This window comes from Novimethylophilus kurashikiensis (assembly GCF_003112435.1).
Classification (GTDB): Bacteria; Pseudomonadota; Gammaproteobacteria; order Burkholderiales; family Methylophilaceae; genus Novimethylophilus; species Novimethylophilus kurashikiensis.
Genome location: NZ_BDOQ01000031.1, coordinates 1 through 1,905, shown reverse-complemented (window position 1 = coordinate 1,905; position 1,905 = coordinate 1). Strand labels below are relative to the sequence as shown.

Below are 1,905 nucleotides of genomic sequence, written 5' to 3'. Positions count from 1 at the left end.
GGCACAGACGGCGGCCAGCTCGGCTGAGCCAAGATAGACGCGAGCATCCTTGCCCATGCGGTTGTCGAAATTGCGAGTGCTGGTCGAGAACACCGTCGCCTTGTCGGCGACACGGGCTTGGTTGCCCATGCACAGGCTGCACCCTGGCACTTCGGTACGACCGCCGACGCGGCCGAAGACGGAATAAGCGCCTTCTTCACGCAGCTCGGATTCGTCCATACGGGTCGGCGGGGCAATCCACAGGCGGGTTGGAATCAGCCCGGCGTCATCGAGCACCTTGGCCGCAGCACGGTAGTGGCCGATGTTGGTCATGCAGCTGCCGATGAACACTTCATCGATCTTGTCGCCTACCACGGCCGACAACGGCTTGATGTCGTCCGGATCGTTAGGGCATGCCAGCAGCGGTTCCTTGATCTCGTTGAGGTCAATTTCGATGACGTGCGCGTATTCGGCGTCGGCATCGGGTTCCAACAGGTCCTGGTTTCCGAGCCAAGCGTTGATTTTCTCGATACGGCGACGCAGCGTGCGCGGGTCTTCATAACCGTCTTCGATCATCTTTTCCAGCAGGGCCACGTTGGAGCGCAGGTATTCGGCCACCGGTTCCTTGTTGAGACGCACCGTGCAGCCGTTGGCGGAGCGCTCGGCGGAAGCATCGGCGAATTCAAATGCCTGTTCCACCTTGAGATCGGGCAGACCTTCGATTTCCAGAATACGGCCATTGAACACGTTCTTCTTGCCCTGCTTGCCGACGGTGAGCGTGCCTTCCTGGATGGCAGCATAAGGAATGGCGTTGACCAGGTCGCGCAGGGTGATGCCGGGCTGCATGGTGCCCTTGAAGCGCACCAGCACGGATTCCGGCATATCGAGCGGCATGGAACCCATGGCGGCGCCGAAGGCGACGAGGCCCGAACCGGCCGGGAACGAAATACCGATGGGGAAACGCGTATGGGAGTCGCCGCCGGTACCGACGGTGTCAGGCAGCAGCATGCGATTCAACCAGGAGTGGATGACGCCGTCGCCGGGACGCAAGGAGACGCCGCCGCGACTAGACATGAACTCGGGCAATGTATGCTGAAGCTTGATGTCTACGGGCTTGGGATACGCCGCCGTGTGGCAGAAGCTTTGCATGACGAGATCGGCAGAGAAGCCGAGGCAGGCCAGTTCTTTCAGTTCATCGCGGGTCATGGCGCCGGTGGTGTCCTGGGAGCCGACGGTGGTGATCTTGGGTTCGCAATACGTACCGGGGCGAATACCGGTGACGCCGCAGGCACGGCCGACCATCTTTTGTGCGAGGGTGTAGCCCTTGCCGGTGTCCTTGGGTGCAACCGGCTTAATGAACAGGTCGGAAGGCGGCAAGCCCAGCGCTTCGCGCGCCTTGGTGGTAAGGCCGCGGCCGATGATGAGGGGAATACGGCCGCCGGCGCGCACTTCGTCGGGCAGCGTGACAGGCGCGATATCGAAGGTGCTGAGGGTTTCACCGGCTTCGTTGGTAACCCTGCCTTCGAACGGACGGATGACGATGACGTCGCCCGTGTTCATACCCTGGACGTCGCATTGAATCGGCAATGCGCCGGAGTCTTCAGCCGTGTTGAAGAAGATCGGGGCGATCTTGCCGCCCAGCACCAGGCCACCCGTGCGCTTATTGGGGATGTGCGGGATATCCTCGCCCATGTGCCATTGCACGGAGTTGATGGCGGATTTGCGCGAAGAACCGGTGCCGACCACGTCGCCCACGTAAGCCAGCGGCAAGCCCTTTTCCTTCAGCTTGGCAATAGTTGCGAGGCCATCTGGCATCTTGGAGACCAGCATCGCCTTGGCGTGTTGCGGGATATCGGGGCGCGACCAGGCTTCCTGCGCGGGAGACAGGTCGTCGGTATTGGTTTCGCCAGGAACCTTGAATACCAC

Annotated in this window: 1 protein-coding gene; it reads right to left on the bottom strand. The window is 61.5% G+C overall.

Annotation, left to right across the window (positions count from 1 at the left end; translation table 11 throughout):
* Window positions 1-1,905 (bottom strand): bifunctional aconitate hydratase 2/2-methylisocitrate dehydratase (locus NMK_RS18190; RefSeq protein WP_109017189.1); only part of this gene is annotated, 1,905 nt, incomplete at both ends.